General features: G+C 42.1%; 21 protein-coding genes. 2 read left to right on the plus strand and 19 right to left on the minus strand.

Annotation, left to right across the window (positions count from 1 at the left end):
* Positions 1-13: 13 nt before the first annotated feature.
* The 8 genes from HMPREF1115_RS02470 to HMPREF1115_RS02505 form a co-directional block, all read right to left on the minus strand.
* Positions 14-313 (minus strand): YlxQ-related RNA-binding protein, encoded by a 300-nt coding sequence (locus HMPREF1115_RS02470; RefSeq protein ID WP_001041395.1) that lies wholly within the window; start codon positions 311-313, stop codon positions 14-16.
* The gene (rnpM, locus tag HMPREF1115_RS02475) at positions 306-599 is read right to left on the minus strand and encodes an RNase P modulator RnpM (protein ID WP_000857560.1); all 294 of its coding nucleotides are present in this window, start codon (positions 597-599) and stop codon (positions 306-308) included. The genes HMPREF1115_RS02470 and rnpM overlap by 8 nt, the downstream gene beginning before the upstream one ends.
* A gap of 21 nt (positions 600-620) precedes the next feature.
* The gene (nusA, locus tag HMPREF1115_RS02480; protein WP_000032278.1) at positions 621-1,757 is read right to left on the minus strand and encodes a transcription termination factor NusA; all 1,137 of its coding nucleotides are present in this window, start codon (positions 1,755-1,757) and stop codon (positions 621-623) included.
* 42 nt (positions 1,758-1,799) lie between these two features.
* Positions 1,800-2,279, minus strand: a complete 480-nt coding sequence (gene rimP, locus HMPREF1115_RS02485) for a ribosome maturation factor RimP (RefSeq protein WP_000338695.1) — start codon at positions 2,277-2,279, stop codon at positions 1,800-1,802.
* A 126-nt stretch (positions 2,280-2,405) separates the two neighbouring features.
* Positions 2,406-3,041 (minus strand): tRNA (guanosine(46)-N7)-methyltransferase TrmB, encoded by a 636-nt coding sequence (gene trmB, locus HMPREF1115_RS02490; protein ID WP_001266087.1) that lies wholly within the window; start codon positions 3,039-3,041, stop codon positions 2,406-2,408.
* The gene (ccrZ, locus tag HMPREF1115_RS02495) at positions 3,038-3,832 is read right to left on the minus strand and encodes a cell cycle regulator CcrZ (RefSeq protein ID WP_000363019.1); all 795 of its coding nucleotides are present in this window, start codon (positions 3,830-3,832) and stop codon (positions 3,038-3,040) included. The genes trmB and ccrZ overlap by 4 nt, the downstream gene beginning before the upstream one ends.
* Before the next feature lie 47 nt (positions 3,833-3,879).
* Positions 3,880-4,929, minus strand: a complete 1,050-nt coding sequence (locus HMPREF1115_RS02500; protein WP_000130613.1) for an ABC transporter permease — start codon at positions 4,927-4,929, stop codon at positions 3,880-3,882.
* The gene (locus HMPREF1115_RS02505) at positions 4,926-5,657 is read right to left on the minus strand and encodes an ABC transporter ATP-binding protein (protein WP_000889944.1); all 732 of its coding nucleotides are present in this window, start codon (positions 5,655-5,657) and stop codon (positions 4,926-4,928) included. Before HMPREF1115_RS02505 ends, HMPREF1115_RS02500 begins: the two co-directional genes overlap by 4 nt.
* 67 nt (positions 5,658-5,724) lie before the next feature.
* Between HMPREF1115_RS02505 and HMPREF1115_RS02510 the strand changes: the two genes are divergently transcribed.
* Together HMPREF1115_RS02510 and HMPREF1115_RS02515 are read left to right on the plus strand one after the other, a co-directional pair.
* Positions 5,725-6,135 carry an HIT family protein gene (locus tag HMPREF1115_RS02510; protein WP_001278298.1) on the plus strand — a complete coding sequence of 137 codons (411 nt, stop codon included), beginning with the start codon at positions 5,725-5,727 and terminating at the stop codon, positions 6,133-6,135.
* Positions 6,136-6,144: 9 nt separating this feature from the next.
* Entirely contained in the window at positions 6,145-6,432 is a 288-nt protein-coding gene (locus HMPREF1115_RS02515) for a hypothetical protein (RefSeq protein ID WP_000777738.1), read from the plus strand.
* 25 nt (positions 6,433-6,457) lie between these two features.
* Here HMPREF1115_RS02515 and dnaJ read toward each other — a convergent pair whose 3' ends face one another.
* The 11 genes from dnaJ to HMPREF1115_RS02570 form a co-directional block, all read right to left on the minus strand.
* Positions 6,458-7,594 carry a molecular chaperone DnaJ gene (dnaJ, locus tag HMPREF1115_RS02520; protein ID WP_001066312.1) on the minus strand — a complete coding sequence of 379 codons (1,137 nt, stop codon included), beginning with the start codon at positions 7,592-7,594 and terminating at the stop codon, positions 6,458-6,460.
* Positions 7,595-7,865: 271 nt separating this feature from the next.
* A complete protein-coding gene (locus tag HMPREF1115_RS02525) occupies positions 7,866-8,498 on the minus strand; it encodes a DJ-1/PfpI family protein (protein ID WP_000756349.1) in 633 nt (210 codons plus the stop codon).
* A 237-nt stretch (positions 8,499-8,735) separates the two neighbouring features.
* Positions 8,736-10,559 (minus strand): molecular chaperone DnaK, encoded by a 1,824-nt coding sequence (gene dnaK, locus HMPREF1115_RS02530; protein WP_000034677.1) that lies wholly within the window; start codon positions 10,557-10,559, stop codon positions 8,736-8,738.
* A gap of 483 nt (positions 10,560-11,042) precedes the next feature.
* Positions 11,043-11,558, minus strand: a complete 516-nt coding sequence (gene grpE / locus HMPREF1115_RS02535) for a nucleotide exchange factor GrpE (RefSeq protein ID WP_000046056.1) — start codon at positions 11,556-11,558, stop codon at positions 11,043-11,045.
* A gap of 26 nt (positions 11,559-11,584) precedes the next feature.
* A complete protein-coding gene (gene hrcA, locus HMPREF1115_RS02540; protein ID WP_000255740.1) occupies positions 11,585-12,619 on the minus strand; it encodes a heat-inducible transcriptional repressor HrcA in 1,035 nt (344 codons plus the stop codon).
* A 160-nt stretch (positions 12,620-12,779) separates the two neighbouring features.
* Positions 12,780-13,292, minus strand: coding sequence for a DUF2812 domain-containing protein (locus HMPREF1115_RS02545; RefSeq protein ID WP_001086344.1), 513 nt, complete (start codon positions 13,290-13,292; stop codon positions 12,780-12,782).
* A gap of 34 nt (positions 13,293-13,326) precedes the next feature.
* Positions 13,327-13,902 (minus strand): DUF2812 domain-containing protein, encoded by a 576-nt coding sequence (locus HMPREF1115_RS02550; protein ID WP_000412693.1) that lies wholly within the window; start codon positions 13,900-13,902, stop codon positions 13,327-13,329.
* The gene (locus HMPREF1115_RS02555) at positions 13,902-14,222 is read right to left on the minus strand and encodes a PadR family transcriptional regulator (protein ID WP_000423976.1); all 321 of its coding nucleotides are present in this window, start codon (positions 14,220-14,222) and stop codon (positions 13,902-13,904) included. Before HMPREF1115_RS02555 ends, HMPREF1115_RS02550 begins: the two co-directional genes overlap by 1 nt.
* 117 nt (positions 14,223-14,339) lie before the next feature.
* Entirely contained in the window at positions 14,340-15,686 is a 1,347-nt protein-coding gene (gene glnA / locus HMPREF1115_RS02560; RefSeq protein ID WP_001122885.1) for a type I glutamate--ammonia ligase, read from the minus strand.
* A 36-nt stretch (positions 15,687-15,722) separates the two neighbouring features.
* Entirely contained in the window at positions 15,723-16,079 is a 357-nt protein-coding gene (glnR, locus tag HMPREF1115_RS02565) for a transcriptional repressor GlnR (protein WP_000664332.1), read from the minus strand.
* A gap of 76 nt (positions 16,080-16,155) precedes the next feature.
* On the minus strand, positions 16,156-16,683 hold the full coding sequence (locus tag HMPREF1115_RS02570) for an FUSC family protein (protein ID WP_000119887.1): 528 nt from the start codon (positions 16,681-16,683) through the stop codon (positions 16,156-16,158).
* Between the last annotated feature and the right edge of the window lie 25 nt (positions 16,684-16,708).

Below are 16,708 nucleotides of genomic sequence, written 5' to 3' on the forward strand. Positions count from 1 at the left end.
ATGTCCTCCTCTTCTATTCCATAAGAGACCTCATTTTCTTTGTAAATCCAGCATCTGTCACAGCCAAAACCTTTCTCGGTTTCCCGACTGCTATGCTTAATTCCAGTGTTGAAAACACGGTTATAACTTCTACTTGATAATAGTCACTTTTATCTTGAATCTTCTTGGTCAGATTGGGACCAGCATCATGGGCTAGAAAGACTAGCTTAGCTTTCTGGTCTTGGATAGCCTTGACCACCAATTCCTCACCCGATATGATCCGGCCTGCTCGTTGAGCAAGTCCCAAGAGATTGCTTATCTTTTGCTTATTCAAGTCCTAACTCTCTTCTTTTCACTTTGTGATCAACATAAGCGATCAACTCATCATAAAAGCTTTCTTCCACTTCCATGTTAAAGCTGCGGTTAAAGACCTTCTTCTTTTTAGCCTCTAGGGCTTCTGCATTGTCTAGCTTGATATAAGCGCCACGGCCATTGGCCTTGCCTGTCGGATCGATAAAGACCTGTCCTTCCTTGTTCTTGACAATACGGAGTAAATCACGTTTATCAATCACTTCATTAGAGACAACAGACTTGCGCAAAGGGATTTTTCTTGTTTTCATCTTTCCCTCCTCTAGCAGCTTTTATTCTTCTGTCAATTCATCCGCAGCTGCGTAATCCACTTGACCTGCTTCTTCCATAGCTTCAAATTCACTTGCAGACTTGATATCGATACGGTAACCCGTCAAGTGAGCCGCCAAGCGAACGTTTTGTCCACGACGACCGATAGCTAGAGAAAGTTTGTTATCAGGTACAACGACCAAGGCACGTTTGCTGTCATTTTCATCAAAGATAACTTGGTCAACCTCTGCCGGTGCGATGGCATTGTAGATAAACTCAGCTGGATCTGCTACCCACTCGATAACGTCGATGTTTTCTTCGACAGGAATCATGCGGTCGCTCTTAGCATCGTAACGAGCTGGGTGGAATTTGCTGGTGATTTTCTTGATATTGGCACCACCACGTCCAACGATTGTCCCGATAGCATCCACGTTTGGATTGTGGCTACGAACGGCAACTTTCGTACGGTCACCAGCTTCGCGGGCTACGCTCATGATTTCGACAGTTCCATCGTAGACTTCTGGAATTTCTTGCTCCATCAAGCGTTTGATCATTTCTGGATGGCTACGACTAACAAAGACATTGACACCACGAGGGTTGTCTTCAACCTTGTAAACATAAACTTCGATACGGTCATGGGAAGCAAAAACTTCTCCAGGGATTTGGTCTTGTTTTGACAATTGGGCTTCGATGCTGCCAAGGTTGACATAGATAAAGCGGTTGTCAAATCGTTCTACTGTACCAGACATGATTTCTTGTTCATGTTCTTTATAAGTATTGTAAGTGATGGCACGTGTTTGCTTGCGCATTTTTTCCATGATGGTTTGTTTAGCAGATTGGGCTGCTACACGACCAAACTCAGCAGGTGCTTCTTCAAACTTGATTTTGTCACCAAGCTCATAGGCTGAATTAATGGCAAGGGCATCCTTCAAGCTGATTTCCAAACGGCTATCAAATACTTCATCAACAACTTCACGGACAGTATAGACAGTAAAGTCTCCTGTTTTTTCATTGAAGTCGATGGCTACGCTGTCAGATTGACCATAGCGTCTGCGATAAGCGGAACGAAGCGACTCTACTACTGCGTCGATGATGTCTTCTTTTTTGATTCCCTTGTCTTCTTCCAAAATGCGGAAGGCCTCTAGCATTTCTTTACTCATGTTCTTTTTACTTTTGAATCCTCAAAAGCTATCCTTTCTTTTCTATAATTTTACTGCTAAACGTGCTTTTGATACTAAACTGTATGGAATTTGGACGGTTTTCTTACGTGTCTTGTCCATATACTCCATGGTCAACTCGTCTTCTTCAAAGGATACCAAAGTTCCTTCAAAGACTTTTTGCTTATCAATGGCTTGGTAGAGCCCGACATGGATGTATTTCCCAACTGCTCCAGCGACAGCATCCTTGGTTTTCAAAGGACGTTCCAAGCCTGGACTGGTGATTTCTAGGAAATATTGTTCTGGGAAGGGATCAGGCTTGATGGTGTCTAGGACAGGACTGATGATTTCTGTCAAGTCTGCCGTGTCGTTCAAGGTAATTCCTTCGGGTTTATCTACAAAAATACTGAGAATCATGTCACTGCCAATCTTTCCATACTCGATATCCACGAGCTCGAAAGGCGCTTGGATGACAGGTTCTACAACTTCTCTGACTAATTCTACGATTGTTGCGATTGCGTCCACCTCCTCATAAGCAAGAGGCGAAGATATTTCCCCGCCTCTCTTTCTCATATTCTTACTATCAGTATAGCACGTTTGTCAATTTATGTAAAGCATAAGCACTCAAACGGCTGGTTTTCAAGCTATTTTTTAAAATTCTGCCTCAACTCGGTAGATTACTTGACCCTTGTTGGAGAATTTTTGCTCATATTCCGTCATGACATTGCCTTCAAAATCACTGGCATGTAAGTCCAACCAAACTCCGTTCAGTTTCATCCCATACTGAGAAAAACTCACCAAGCTGTACTCAAACAAACCACGATTGTCAGTCTTGAAATGGATTTCCCCATTCTCAGGCAAGATGCGCTTGAAGGTGTCCAAGAAACTCTTGTAGGTCAGACGGCGTTTTTCATGACGTTTTTTAGGCCATGGATCTGAAAAGTTTAGATAGAGACGATCAATCTCACCGTCTTCAAAGTAGTCCGTCAAATCCGAACCATCTACCCACAGCAATTTGATATTGGGCACTCCAACTTCAAGCACCTTGTCCAAGGCATAACTTAACACCGACTTTTGGATATCAATCCCGATATAGTTGATATCAGGGTTTTGTTTGGCCATTCCGGATACGAAGGCCCCTTTCCCACTTCCAACCTCAACATGAATAGGATGATCATTTCCAAACAAGTCTCGCCATTTCCCTTTTGCTTCTAAGGGATTGAGGACCACATACTGGGGATTAGCCTCTAGTAACTCCGTCGCCCCTTTACGATTTCTAACTCTCATCTTTTCTTTCCATACTTGTCACGGAAGACACGCAAGGCATAAATCTCCCGGTTTACATTGTCTAAATCTTGATTTTCACAGTATTTGGCAATCTGGTTCAAGTAAGAATACTGACCATACCAATACAATTTATCTAACACTGTCTGATTGTACTTATAGCCGTAGTCTCTCAACCATTGGCGCCACTGATGATCTGGAATGTAGTGGCATAGCAAATGCGCCACATCAAACATACGATCCGTCAGACGAACCGAATCCCAATCCACTAGATAAACGAGTCCACTCTCTGTCTCAATCCAATTACTATGACGAAGATCCCCGTGCACAATCGTTGCATGGTCTTCCCTAAAACCTGGAACCGTCTTACCTAGCTCAGCAATCACACTGTTCAAATAGTGGTTCTGCTTCAAGATTTCTGGAACTCCTTGCTGCCAAGAACGTAGCAAATCAACTGGTGTTTCCATGGTATATCCCAAACGGCTCAACTGCTTCATCAAGGGACGCGAGCGGTGAAGGCGGTTCAAGATATTGATAATCTGCTTGCGATTCATATCGTAAGGGGTCAAGATTTTGCCCGTCAGCCATTCCTGAGCACACATATCACGGCCATCTGGCAAACGACGAGTCCAAAGTAATTGAGGGGCGATTTGTTCTCTGGCTAGGCCAGGTAGGATTGGAGAGGTGTTCATTTTTACAAAGACGCGCTTCCCATCAGGGTAGCTTCCCATATAAGCTTTGCCACTCTTCCCAGGGATAGGGGTCAGCGTTAGCTCATTATCACCCAAGTCCATTTCTTTCCTCCGTATAAAGTTTCCTTACTATTCTACTAGTTTTTGGTCTATTCGTCAACCAATCTTTTTAGTTGGTAAGGCAAATAAAACAATTGTAGGAAGAGACCAGCCCCTACAAGAGCCAACAAGGCTATTTTCTCTTGAAAAACCACTGCTCCGACCAGCAATTCCAGCGAGAGAACTGCACTTCCCACACCAAGCACAATCTGTTTCAATCCCTTTTCTTTCTCCCCTTTTTCTAGTGGAAAGAGCTGGGTCAAGTACTGGTAGTCAAAGGCATGATAGAGGGCCAGTAACTGAAAGAGCAAGAGGTAATTAAATAGAACCACCACTGCTGTCGCAATCCAAGCTTGCTCGATAAAGATCACAGCTAACAAGGATAAGAGCAAGAGACGCAAACTGAGGGCAAAGAGGTCTCCATTTCGCAGATAAGAACGAAGATAGAGGTTTTGCCAAATCTTGCTCGGCACTTTCTGAACTGCTTTAAGGATGAAATCCAGATAAGCGCGACGTTTGACACTATTTGAAACGCCCTTGACCTGAGTAAAGAGAGCAAAGAAACGAAGCAAAACTTGCTTGCGCTTACTTTCTTGGGCAATCACATAGTCCCAGTCAAGTCCAGTCTCAGTATAAAATTTACTGGCTTTTTGGCGAAAGAGGAGATATTTCCCAGCTCCCAATAAAACCACATAGATGAGAAAGACTGGAAAACCATAGCCCATGGCTAAAAATAAGGGCGCAAATAAAAGCAAGAAAAGGGTTTGGACAAAGAGCCAAAAGACTAGTGAGCGTACTGTTTGCCCTTTGAGGTGAGACTTAACCTCTTCTTCACTGACTAAGAGAAAGAGCTTGTCAGGTCCTTCCATGTAGGTCGCGATTCCTCCCCAAGCCCAAAGCAAGGAAGATACAATCCCCAAAAACAAGAGGATAGGCCAGTGATTTTCAGGAAAATCTTGCAAGAGTTGACTGTACTGGTAAGCTAGAAAACCGATGAGAACCAGCAGGAACAAGACAAAGTGGTCATTGAGAACATAGCGGAGATAACCGACACATTCCTTACGAAAAGCCTGCTTTCGCTTTAAGAACAAGTCTGTCATAGCTCCTCCTCTTTGGTCAGAGCCAAGTAAATGTCGTTCAGGCTAGCCTCTGGCATGTCAAAGGCCTCGCGGAGTTGCTGGAGGTTGCCCTGAGCCCTCACCTCCCCCTTGTGGAGAATGACAAAGGCGTCACACATCTTCTCCGCCGAGTCCAGCACGTGGGTACTCATGAGGATAGACTTGCCTTTTTGCTTTTCTACTTCCAAAAGCTGAATCAAGTCAGAAATAGCCAGCGGATCGAGCCCAAGGAAAGGCTCATCCACGATAAAGAGGCTAGGATCTACCACAAAGGCACAGATAATCATGACCTTCTGCTTCATCCCTTTGGAGAAATGCACAGGAAACCAATCTAATTTTTGATCCAAACGAAACATTTTTAACAAAGATTCTACTCGCTCAAAAGCCACATTTTGTTCAATACCGTAAGCCATAGCCACCGTTTCGATATGCTCTCTGAGAGTCAGCTCTTCATACAAGCTAGGCGTTTCTGGGATGTAGCCAATCTGCTTGCGATAGCTAGTCGCATCTTCTCGCAGGGTCAAACCATTAATCTTGATTTCTCCACTGTAAGGTGTCAACAGACCGATAATCTCATTGATAGTCGTTGATTTCCCAGCACCATTGAGACCAATCAAACCGACCAGCTGCCCACTTTCAACGGTAAAGGACACATCTTTCAAGACAGGAACGTGAACATAGCCTCCTGTCAGGTTTTTAATTTCTAACATATTTTCTCCGAATCTGGTATAATGTAGCTATATTATATCAAAATTCAATACAGTAGAGGTGGATTTTATGTCAGATTGCATTTTTTGTAAGATTATCGCAGGGGAGATTCCTGCTTCAAAAGTATACGAGGATGAGCAGGTTCTTGCCTTCCTTGATATCTCTCAAGTAACACATGGACATACCTTAGTAGTGCCAAAAGAGCACTACCGTAATCTTTTGGAGATGGATGCTACCAGCGCTAGCCAACTCTTTGCCTCAGTGCCAACAGTGGCTCAAAAAGTCATGAAGGCTACCAAGGCTGCCGGAATGAATATCATCGCCAACTGTGAGGAAGTTGCTGGTCAAACAGTCTTTCATACTCACGTGCATCTCGTACCTCGCTACGGTGCAGAAGATGACCTCAAGATTGACTTTATCGCTCACGAACCAGACTTTGACAAACTTGCCCAAGTCGCTGAAACCATTAAAAACGCTTAAGGAGATGCCATGAAACTATCAAATCTACTGCTATTCGCAGGAGCTGCAGCTGGAAGTTATTTTGTCGTGAAAAATCGCCAAGCCATTCAGGATGAAGTGCTAGATACAACTGATCGCGTCGAAGCTATCAAGGATGATTTGGATATCATCCAAAACAGCCTACAAATCATCGACCAACAAAAAGCCCTTATCAAGGAATACCAAAAAGATTTAACCTATAAATTTAAAGTCTTGGAAAAAGATTTCCAAACCAGACTAGCTGTGATAAAAGAAACACAGGAGCTTGAGGATAAGTAAAAAGAGCCCGACGGCTCTTTTTACTTTATTCACCTTCAAAGGCATCTTTTATATGGTCAAAGAAGCCTTTTTTCTTCGGATTGACTTTCAAGTCACCTGCAGCTGCGAATTCTTTAAGCGCTGCTTTTTGACGGTCGTTCAAACCTGTCGGAGTCACGACATTGACAGTAACGTATTGGTCACCAACCGCACCGCCACGAAGGCTCGGTGCTCCCTTGCCACGTAGACGGAATTTCTTGCCAGTCTGAGTTCCTTCTGGGATAACCAATTCAACATCTCCATGCACGGTTGGAATTTCAACAGTATCTCCAAGAGCAGCTTGGACGATATTAAGATTTAACTTGTAGAAAATAGTGGTTCCTTCACGTTCAAACTTGTCGCTAGCTTCCACAGAAACTACTACATACAAGTCACCATAAGGCCCACCGTTAAAGCCTGCTTCACCTTGACCAGCTAGGCGAATTTGTTGACCAGTTTCCACACCAGCAGGAATTTTCACATGTACGCTATGAGCTTGTTTTTCATGACCTGTTCCATGACAAGTTGTACATGGATCCTTGATTTCTTTTCCGCGACCATGACAGACATCACAGGTTACTTGGCGACGCATCATACCAAGAGGAGTCTGCGTATCAACGTTAATGACACCAGCGCCATGACAGCGTCCACAAGTGACTGGACTTGTTCCTGGCTTAGCACCAGATCCGTTACAGGTACGACAGCTGGCTTCACGGTTGTATTTCACTTCTTTTTCCGTTCCGAAGATGGCTTCTTCAAAAGTCAAATTCACACGGTATTGGAGATCATCCCCTTGACGAGGAGCGTTTGGATTGCGCGAAGCTCCGCCTCCTCCGAAAAAACTTGAGAAGATATCTTCAAAACCACCGAAGCCACCTGCTCCGTCAAAGCCACCGAAACCACCAGCACCACCAAAGCCACCGTTGGCACCCGCAGCACCATATTGGTCGTAGGCTGCACGTTTTTGGTCATCACTCAAAGTCTCATAGGCTTCTTGAACTTCCTTGTATTTTTCCTCAGCGCCAGGCTCCTTGTTGATATCTGGGTGATATTTTTTAGAAAGCTTACGATAAGCCTTTTTGATCTCGTCTGCCGAAGCGTTTTTTGACACCCCCAGACGATCATAAAATTCAGTATTGTTCATAATTCAAGATACAAAGGGCGTCAAACGGACACAGCCAAAATAGGAGTTTTAACGACGGACGCGTGCGTTCTAGAAAAAACTATCTTTTTGGCACAGTCCGTAGCCCGTGTTCAGTTGCGAACACCTTTGTTCCTTTCTATTGATATTGTGAATCAAACCACGATTTAGGTCGGGTTCAATTCCTTTCTTTCATATTGAGTAAGAAACTTCAGAGCTCGGCTACAATTTCCCAAACACTCTTTGTTCCTTTCTATAATTTTCATGTAAAACTTTAGAGGCTGTTTTCTATACTCTGCTTCACTTGATCAAACTCTTCATCTGATAGAGTGAATATCAAATTCTCTTCTGCATACTCGTTTTGTTCTTTAAAATAGTTGTCCGTATTCTCTGCCAGCCCTAAACTTAGAATCACTTTTCTTGCAAACTCTTGATGCGCAAAACCGATAGCCGTAATGATTTGTTTATCTTGCACAAGAACTTTCGGTTGGAAATTCTCACGTGGAAGAAATTCAAAATAGTCAAAGAAGTTTTGCCAAATTCCACCTGTAAATTTCGTGTCCTTCAACAGACCTGCCTTCGCTAATAAAAGAGGTGCTGAAGAAATGGCTGCAATTAGGATATCTTGCTCACCAAGATCCCTCAAAAATGAAATCAATTTCTCATCCTTTAGAGCAGGTCCAATGTTAACCATTCCGGGCAAAATTACACAAGAATACTCTTCTATATGGATTTGATCCAATGTTTTCGCTGGTTGACAGGGCAAACCATCCTCAGAGACCACTATCGTATGCTCAGAAGCTACATAATCAATCGTTATATCAAAAGACAGAGCTAAAGTACTCGTTAAAGTGGTGAGCTCATAAAGAGAAAAATTAGGATAAATGATACAAAGTACTTTTTTCATATGCAACATCCTCTATTTTACCGAAAAACAGAGGCTGGGTTGCAACCTCTGGATTTCTTCCTATCATTACGACGTTCAAAAACAAAGTCGATTATACTTTGTTTTTGAACTAGTAAGGCTTTTAGCAAGTCGCCATAGCGATTGCAGTAGAATGACAATCACTTTAGTGATTCCTCATTCTTAACGACCTCGCTCTCCGATTTTCAAGCTCGGGATAAAATAGTCCACTGGACTATTTTATTTCTCCGTAAACTCTCCGTCTACGACGTCATCGCCTGCGTTTCCTGTTGCTTGTGCGCCTTCTGCTCCTGCTTGAGCTTGTTGGGCTGCTGCGGCTTGTTCGTAGAGTTTAACAGCAAGTCCTTGAGCATTTTCGTTCAACGCTTCGAGTTTTGCTTTCATTTCGTCCAAGTTGTTGTCTTCTTGGGCTTTCTTAAGCTCATCAAGGGCAGCTTGGGCAGCATCACGTTCTGCATCGAAGCCTTTGCCTTCAGTTTCCTTGAGTGTCTTTTCAGTCGCAAAGATTGCTTGGTCTACTTCGTTACGAAGGTCAACTTCTTCCTTACGTTTCTTATCTGCTTCAGCATTCGCTTCAGCATCTTTCATCATGCGGTCGATTTCTTCGTCTGTCAAACCTGAGTTGGATTGGATAACAATAGTTTGTTCTTTTTGAGTTCCAAGGTCTTTAGCCTTAACAGATACGATACCGTTTTTGTCGATGTCAAATGTTACTTCGATTTGAGGAATTCCACGAGGTGCAGCTGGAATATCTGTCAATTGGAAACGTCCAAGAGTCTTGTTATCTGCTGCCATTGGGCGTTCCCCTTGAAGAACGTGGATATCAACGGCTGGTTGGTTGTCTGCCGCAGTTGAGAAGACTTGTGATTTAGATGTTGGAATTGTTGTGTTACGGTCGATGAGTTTTGTAAAGACGCCACCCATTGTTTCGATACCAAGTGACAATGGTGTTACGTCAAGAAGAACAACGTCTTTCACATCACCAGTGATCACACCACCTTGGATAGCCGCACCCATAGCAACTACTTCGTCAGGGTTTACTGATTTGTTTGGTTCTTTACCAGTTTCAGATTTAACAGCTTCAACAACGGCAGGGATACGAGTTGAACCACCAACAAGGATAACTTCATCGATTTCTGACAAGCTCAAACCTGCATCAGAAAGGGCTTGACGAACTGGAATTTTCGTACGCTCTACAAGGTCACGAGTCAAATCGTCAAATTTCGCACGAGTCAAAGTCATTTCCAAGTGAAGAGGTCCAGCTTCACCAGCAGTGATAAATGGCAAGCTGATTTGTGTTGAAGTTACACCAGAAAGGTCTTTCTTAGCTTTTTCAGCTGCGTCTTTCAAACGTTGAAGAGCCATCTTGTCGTTTGACAAGTCGATACCGTTTTCTTTCTTGAATTCTGTTACTAAGTGGTCGATGATTTTTTGGTCAAAGTCGTCACCACCGAGTTTGTTGTCCCCTGCAGTTGACAATACATCGAAGACACCGTCACCCAATTCAAGGATAGATACGTCGAATGTACCACCACCAAGGTCGAATACCAAGATTTTTTCTTCTTTGTCAGTCTTGTCCAAACCGTAAGCAAGGGCCGCTGCTGTTGGTTCGTTGACGATACGTTCTACTTCAAGACCAGCGATTTTACCAGCGTCTTTAGTTGCTTGACGTTGTGCATCGTTAAAGTAAGCTGGAACTGTGATAACTGCTTTAGTTACTTTTTCACCAAGGTAATCTTCAGCGTAACCTTTCAAGTATTGAAGAATCATCGCTGAGATTTCTTGTGGAGTGTATTCTTTACCGTTAGCAGAAACCTTTTCAGAAGTACCCATCTTAGATTTGATAGAGATGACTGTATCTGGGTTTGTGACTGCTTGACGTTTTGCAGCATCACCAACGATGATTTCACCGTTTTTGAATGATACTACAGATGGAGTTGTACGGTTTCCTTCTGGATTTGCGATGATTTTGCTTTCAGTTCCTTCAAGAACTGCAACTGCTGAGTTTGTTGTACCTAAGTCAATACCGATAATTTTAGACATGTGTTTTTTCTCCTTAAATTTATATTCTATTTTTGACTTTTCTTAATATTCCCCTTAAGTGGTGGGGACGTGAGCAACTCCCTTTGGGATTTCATCACTTATTTTTGAGCCTATTGTCTCAAAAATCCCCTGTTTCAGTAGCACAAGCTACTGAAACTTTCACCACAGCGGGAAATATCGTCCCTGCAAGCCTCCGGCTTGCTTTTTATCTTTCTTTCATAGTTTTCTGTCGTTTCGGACAAGTTTCCTATTATGTTACGACACGAGGAGTCGAAATCGATATTATTTCGACGACGAGTTAGTAAGGAGGCTAGGCAAACGCCATAGCGATTGCCGTTTTCTGACGAGTTGCTTTAGCTACCGTCAGAATTGCCTAATCGAACACGCCCTAAGCTCTGGGTAAAAAAGATAGATTTTCTTGTGTTCATCGAACACTTCGTCAATCTCCTATTTTTACTGTGAGCTTTTTACGGGCTTTGTATCTTAGTTATAAACCACCACCATGGCTGGGCGTAAGATGCGGTCATGGAGTTTGTAGCCTTTTTGGAAGACTTGTGCTATAGTGTCTGCGGGGTGTTCATCCTCTGCTGGGAGAGTTTGGATGGCCATGTGATAGTTATGGTCAAATTCGCCGTCAGCTGCGATTTCTTCGATTCCTTCGTCTTTCAAAGCGTGAATCAAGCTTTCTTGCACCATCTCTAGTCCTTTTTTGACATCGTCTGTCAAACCTTCAACTGCGAGTGCACGCTCAAGGTTGTCAAGTGATGGTAAGATTGCTTTCGCCAAGTCCTGGCTACGATAACGTTGCAAGTTTTGACGTTCTTCATTGGCACGGCGTTGGATATTTTGCATTTCTGCATGAGCGCGAAGGTATTTGTTTTCGAACTCATCCGCACGTTCATTTGCCAAGTCCAACTCTGACTTTTCAGGAGTTGTTTCTTCAGTTGTTTCCACAACTTCCTCTTCTTTCATTTCTTCGTTTTTTTTATCTTGGGCCATTTTCGCCTCCTTTAATGATTTCAATCTTAATGTACTTCGTAATGATTGCTACTGAGATAGCGGTAAAAATCTGTCAACTTCATAGTTAAAACACGATTGACAACATTGACTTGATTGACCAATTGCTGGTAGTCCAGATTGACCGGACCGATAATTGCTAGAATTCCAAAACCCCGATAAGGAATGAGGAATTTACTGCTAATCACTGCTAGATCAGCTAGACAGGATTCTTGACTGTCCGCAATACGGACATTTTGCATCTGATCTTCATGCAGACCTTCACGAATCTCTAGAGCCACCTTTTGTGGCTGGTCAAAGAACTGATAGGCCGCTAGATTGGCAAAATTTAAGAGATTGACCTTGCCAGATACTACAATGTTTTCGTTGAACATTTCTTTAAAAATATGTTCAAAGAGATCCATGACATTGTCCGTTGTTGTAAAGTAACGCTGGATAATCTGCGGAATCTCCGTCCGAATCTTGTAGTGAATATCTAGAACAGTGTGTCCTAAGAAACGTTCCTGAATGATGCTCTTCAGTTTCAGCAAATCTTCCTGCAAGAAGTTCCTTGGAATCAGAAATTGACTGGTAACCGTTCGGGACTCGTCTAGGGTAAATACTGCCAAAGCTGTATGTTGCCCCAAAACAACGATATCAAAGGCTGTCAACCGTTGCTTGCTCGGTTCAACATCCAGTGCTACTACCGTGCAGTCACTCAGGTCTGCCAGTAGATTAGCAGCTTCTTGCAGAATATCCTCCAATTTGAAGAATTCCTGATCAAAGGCTTTGACAATCTCATAAACCTCATTCTCAGCCAGTCTGTCAAAAGCCAGCGAGTGTTTCACATAGTACTGAAAACCAGCAACACTTGGCATCCGACCGCTTGAGGTATGAGCCTTCTCAAGCAAACCCTGCTTCTCTAGAGCCGCCATATCATTACGAATGGTAGCACTACTAGAATTAATAGACTCTTGTAGCGCCTTGGATCCGACAGGTTCGTGCGTTTTGGTAAAGATGTCAATAATCAGATTTAAAATATCCTGCTGACGCTCTGTAACCATCTCATCACTCCTCTCTGTCCGATCGCTTAGCACTCCATACATCCGAGTGCTAACTCATGATTCTATTATACACCCTTAGAAGAGAATGTCAAGACAAAAACTCAAAAAATTAGCACTCTTTTGTCAAGAGTGCTAAAAATCAGTCTGAAGACCTAGAAACTTATTTTTCATCTACTTGGTATTTCCTTTTAAGTCTGAAAAAACCATAGATTAGATAAGAAATTAAGCAAGCGTATAAAACGAAAATAATAAAGAAAGACTGAGACAAGTTTTCTCGATACAAACTCATGCAAACAACAAGACCACCTGAGAGAGTAGCCATACAGGAACGAAGTCTAGACCGCATAACTTTCCATCCAAGACCCTTACTCATATAGACTTTCTCTTCTGAAAGTATATCAGAAGCTGGTTTACGAAGAATTGAACAAAAACCTGTTTCTATCAATTCCCAACCGCTATTTCTAAAATCTTGTAGTTCATGCTTATACTTTTTAAGAAATCTAGAATCATAGATATGATAGATGACATCATCTGGTTGGCATTGTTCAAAATAGAAAAAACCAAAACGATTAGTTCTATATCTCCAACCTTTCAATTGCATCTCATGTAAATATTCTTCTTCCTTGTCCAAATCAACTATTGTAAAAATCCGAAATTTTACCTTGCTATTCATTGTCTTACCCCAAAATTAGAAAATATGCCTGGTGTTATTTATTAGATAATTCTTTCCACTTTTGAAACAATCTCCAACAAATATAAGAAATCTGAATCGCAAGAACCAACAATAAAACACAATCTATGATAGTAAGCAAAAACACTAGCCCGCTAAAAACGTCTCTTTCACTGAGCAACTTTAAGAACAACGGAATCAGCATTGACAAGAAAAACAAAACAGGAAGCAACCGCAGTCTTAAAATCCGATGAACCATATCCAACTTCCCGGTAGCATCATTATAAATTTCAAACTCTGCATTCGATTCAATCTCAGAATGTGATTTTCTAAAGTAGGAAAAACCATTAAAGTCTGTAATATGCTCCCAACCACAGTCTTTAAATAATTGTAAATAGGAGGCTCTCTCTGATTTTTTCATAGGATAAAAGTCCAACTGATAAGACACCTGCTCAGGTTGACACTTTTCAAAGGTATACTTAACTGCAAACAACAAGATAGAATAGCTTACTTTCCTAAGTTTCCAGCCCTTGGCATGCATTTCTCTAAAGTATAGAACCTCCCTATCATAATCCGCAATGGTAAAAATTCGGTAAACACTTTTCTTTTCCATCATCCTTCCTCCCGACTATTTCTGTAAAGTCGTTCAATACGTTTCAATTCAATATCTAAGACTTTGCGTCCCAAATCTGTTATCTGATAAATTTTCCGTTTTTCCTCTTCTCGGACAAAGAAAATCAAGCCATCCTTTTCCATCTTTGACAAGGTCCCATACATGGTCCCTGGACTAATCGAAACTTGCGAATCTGTCATCTCCTTGACCTTTTGTGTAATACCATATCCATGGTTCTCCTTCTGTAGACAAAACAAGATATAAAAACCCGTTTCAGTCATGGGAAGGTAAACACGTCTAATCTTATCTGTTAATTCCATTTAACCACACCTCCTATTTAATTCGATATATCGCACTTCGTTATATAAAATATATCACAGATCGATATAAAATGCAAAAAAAGATCACCCTAAGGCAATCTTTCTTCTATATTAGTATTAGTAAAGATCAAGGTAATTATCAACTTCCCATTGTGACACAAAGGTTGCATAGCTAGCCCACTCGATACGTTTAGCTTCAAGGAAGCTAGTGTAGATGTGTTCACCTAGGGCTGCCTTAACCACTTCATCTTCTGTCAAAGCTTTCAAGGCGTTATGAAGAGTTGATGGAAGATCGGTAATCCCAGCTTCCTTACGCTCTTCTGCTGTCATGATGTAGATATTTTCTTCAATAGGAGCTGGTGCTTCGATTTTGTTTTCAATACCATGCAAACCAACTTCCAAAAGAACCGCCATAGCGATGTATGGGTTTGCCATTGGGTCCACTGAACGCAACTCAAGACGAGTTCCCATACCACGTGAAGCAGGCACGCGCACAAGTGGCGAACGATTACGACCAGCCCAAGCAATGTAAACAGGCGCTTCATAACCAGGAACCAAACGTTTGTATGAGTTAACTGTTGGGTTCATGATAGCAGTATAGTTATAGGCATGCTTAATCAAACCACCAAGGAAATGGTAGGCCGTTTCAGACAACTGCATTCCTTTTGGATCATTTGGATCAAAGAAGGCATTATTTCCTTCTGCATCAAACAAGGACATATTACAGTGCATACCTGATCCAGCGATACCAAATTTTGGTTTCGCCATAAAGGTTGCGTAAAGACCGTGTTTGCGAGCAATGGTTTTTACTACGAGTTTAAAGATTTGAATCTTATCACAGGCACGGAGGACTTCATCATACTTGAAGTCAATTTCATGTTGTCCAACCGCAACCTCGTGGTGACTCGCTTCTACTTCAAATCCCATTTTGGTCAAGACATTCACGATTTCACGACGTGTATTGTCCGCAAGGTCTGTAGGCGCCAAGTCGAAGTAGCCACCCTTGTCATTTACCTCAAGAGTTGGATCGCCATTTTCATCCAGCTTAAAGAGGAAGAATTCTGGTTCTGGCCCAAGGTTGAAGGATTTGAATCCTACTTCTTCCATATGACGAAGTGCACGCTTGAGGTTGCCACGTGGATCACCTGCAAAAGGTTCGCCTTCTGTTGTATAGACATCACAGATCAGACCTGCAACACTTCCATTTTCATCTCCCCAAGGGAAGACTGTCCATGTGTCCAAGTCTGGATACAAGTACATATCTGACTCATTGATACGTACAAAACCTTCAATAGAAGAGCCATCAAACATGGCTTTGTTTGACAAGACCTTATCTAACTGTTCATCTGTAGCAGGAATTTCGACGTTTTTCATGGTTCCCAGAATATCTGAAAACATGAGACGGATAAAGGTAACATTTTTTTCCTTGACTTCACGACGAATATCTGCAGCTGTGATTGGCATGGGTTTTCTCCTTAATATATGACTACTTGCGATTGCCTAACCGCGACCAAAGGGTGACCGTACTGAAGCAAAGCGCCCCTGCTGGAGGAGTTCATTGTGAAGTGCACGACGCACTTCCGTCTGACTCACGGCTTTCTTGGACTTCGCCTCGCGTTCAGCATATTTTTTCTTAATGGCAGCGATATTGAAACCTTCAGAGATATAATCTTTGATCTCAAGCAATCGATCCATGTCATTCAAAGAATACATGCGACGGTTCCCTTCGTTTCGATCAGGTTTGATCAACTCTTGATCTTCATAATAACGAATCTGACGCGCCGAGAGATCGGTCAATTTCATAACACTGCCGATAGGAAAAACAGCCATATTTCGGCGAAATTCTCTTTCCTTCATTTACAATTTCCTTCTTCCTGTCTATTATAGTCTAAAAAAAGACATACGTCAACGAATAATGTCATAAAATGTAACATTATTTTCTTTTTTTCTCCCAAAAGAGTTTCAGTTGCTCAATATCATAATTCACAAGGATTGCGACAAAAACTCCCATAAATGTTTCAAATACGCGCGCAAACACGTACAAAAATGTTTCTCCACTTGGTATTGATAGGGTAATGATTAACATAGCCGCTACACCACCGATAACTCCTGCCTTGTTGTTCATGGCAACATTTGTCATAATGGTTAACATGGTGCAAATCGGAACAACTAGTAGGGTTACCCAAAAGGCTCCATGAAATAAAGTGTTTAAGAGGAAAAAGACAAGGGCGTAAAAACCGCCAATGCTATTTCCTAAGATACGCGAAGTTCCAAAATGGACACTCTTATCAAAGCTCTCTCGTAGACTGAAGACCGCTGTCAATGCTCCAATTTGAAGGCCCTTCCAGCCAAAAAAACCAAAAATCAAGAGAACTATAAATACGGCAATCCCTGTTTTGAAGGTTCGCATACCAAGCTTGAACTGTGACTTATCAAATTTATATTTTTTAAAATAACTCATAATCTCAACTTTCTACTACCATTTT

Origin of the sequence: Streptococcus oralis SK610, from assembly GCF_000257455.1 — a bacterium.
GTDB classification, from domain to species: domain Bacteria; phylum Bacillota; class Bacilli; order Lactobacillales; family Streptococcaceae; genus Streptococcus; species Streptococcus oralis_CB.

Excerpts from the sequence above, each read along its gene's own strand:
- dnaJ (WP_001066312.1), bottom strand. The coding sequence starts at position 7,594 with ATGAACAATACTGAATTTTATGATCGTCTGGGGGTGTCAAAAAACGCT.
- HMPREF1115_RS02570 (WP_000119887.1), bottom strand. The coding sequence starts at position 16,683 with ATGAGTTATTTTAAAAAATATAAATTTGATAAGTCACAGTTCAAGCTT.
- dnaK (WP_000034677.1), bottom strand. The coding sequence starts at position 10,559 with ATGTCTAAAATTATCGGTATTGACTTAGGTACAACAAACTCAGCAGTT.
- rnpM (WP_000857560.1), bottom strand. The coding sequence starts at position 599 with ATGAAAACAAGAAAAATCCCTTTGCGCAAGTCTGTTGTCTCTAATGAA.
- grpE (WP_000046056.1), bottom strand. The coding sequence starts at position 11,558 with ATGGCCCAAGATAAAAAAAACGAAGAAATGAAAGAAGAGGAAGTTGTG.
- ccrZ (WP_000363019.1), bottom strand. The coding sequence starts at position 3,832 with ATGGACTTGGGTGATAATGAGCTAACGCTGACCCCTATCCCTGGGAAG.
- HMPREF1115_RS02505 (WP_000889944.1), bottom strand. The coding sequence starts at position 5,657 with ATGTTAGAAATTAAAAACCTGACAGGAGGCTATGTTCACGTTCCTGTC.
- nusA (WP_000032278.1), bottom strand. The coding sequence starts at position 1,757 with ATGAGTAAAGAAATGCTAGAGGCCTTCCGCATTTTGGAAGAAGACAAG.
- trmB (WP_001266087.1), bottom strand. The coding sequence starts at position 3,041 with ATGAGAGTTAGAAATCGTAAAGGGGCGACGGAGTTACTAGAGGCTAAT.
- HMPREF1115_RS02525 (WP_000756349.1), bottom strand. The coding sequence starts at position 8,498 with ATGAAAAAAGTACTTTGTATCATTTATCCTAATTTTTCTCTTTATGAG.
- HMPREF1115_RS02500 (WP_000130613.1), bottom strand. The coding sequence starts at position 4,929 with ATGACAGACTTGTTCTTAAAGCGAAAGCAGGCTTTTCGTAAGGAATGT.
- glnR (WP_000664332.1), bottom strand. The coding sequence starts at position 16,079 with ATGAAGGAAAGAGAATTTCGCCGAAATATGGCTGTTTTTCCTATCGGC.
- HMPREF1115_RS02510 (WP_001278298.1), top strand. The coding sequence starts at position 5,725 with ATGTCAGATTGCATTTTTTGTAAGATTATCGCAGGGGAGATTCCTGCT.
- hrcA (WP_000255740.1), bottom strand. The coding sequence starts at position 12,619 with ATGGTTACAGAGCGTCAGCAGGATATTTTAAATCTGATTATTGACATC.
- HMPREF1115_RS02545 (WP_001086344.1), bottom strand. The coding sequence starts at position 13,292 with ATGAATAGCAAGGTAAAATTTCGGATTTTTACAATAGTTGATTTGGAC.
- HMPREF1115_RS02550 (WP_000412693.1), bottom strand. The coding sequence starts at position 13,902 with ATGGAAAAGAAAAGTGTTTACCGAATTTTTACCATTGCGGATTATGAT.
- HMPREF1115_RS02555 (WP_000423976.1), bottom strand. The coding sequence starts at position 14,222 with ATGGAATTAACAGATAAGATTAGACGTGTTTACCTTCCCATGACTGAA.
- HMPREF1115_RS02515 (WP_000777738.1), top strand. The coding sequence starts at position 6,145 with ATGAAACTATCAAATCTACTGCTATTCGCAGGAGCTGCAGCTGGAAGT.
- glnA (WP_001122885.1), bottom strand. The coding sequence starts at position 15,686 with ATGCCAATCACAGCTGCAGATATTCGTCGTGAAGTCAAGGAAAAAAAT.